1 protein-coding gene is annotated in these 565 nt (G+C 48.5%); it reads left to right on the forward strand.

Translation table 11 applies throughout. The features are described from left to right. Nucleotides 1-46 precede the first annotated feature (46 nt). Nucleotides 47-565, forward strand: a 519-nt coding sequence (locus R7E38_RS23205; RefSeq protein ID WP_318082197.1) for a YhgN family NAAT transporter, incomplete at its 3' end; no start/stop codon positions are given.

Raw genomic sequence — 565 nt, forward strand, 5'->3', positions numbered from 1 at the left:
CCGATCTCTATACACTGGTCGCCATTTTTTTCGTCGAGGCCAGAACATGGATATTCTTTCTGCAGCGACCATGCTGTTTCTTATCATGGACCCTCTTGGCAATTTGCCCATTGTGTTGTCCATTCTTAAACACATCGATCCCAAACGTTGTCGTAAGGTGCTCATCCGCGAGCTGATTTTTGCCTTATTGATTTTGATGTTGTTCTTGTTCGCCGGACAAAGCATCCTGAGCTTTTTGCACGTACAGCCGGAAACTTTGAGTATCTCTGGTGGCATCATCTTATTTATCATCGCAATTAAGATGATTTTCCCAAGTGCAGGGAGCATCACCGGGTTAGCGGCGGGTGAAGAGCCGTTTATTGTGCCGATGGCGATTCCAATGATTGCCGGCCCATCAGTGATTGCCGCGTTGCTTCTGCTTTCTTCCCAGCATCCCGACAAACTGGTCGAACTCTCAGCGTCGGTGGTGATTGCGTGGGGCGCGACCTTCTTTATTTTGATGTTCTATGGCTTTTTCAATAGTCTGTTGGGCGAACGCGGTCTGAAAGCGGTGGAACGCTTGATG

It is taken from the genome of Vibrio sp. Vb2131, assembly GCF_033338535.1.
Classification (GTDB): Bacteria; Pseudomonadota; Gammaproteobacteria; order Enterobacterales; family Vibrionaceae; genus Vibrio; species Vibrio alginolyticus.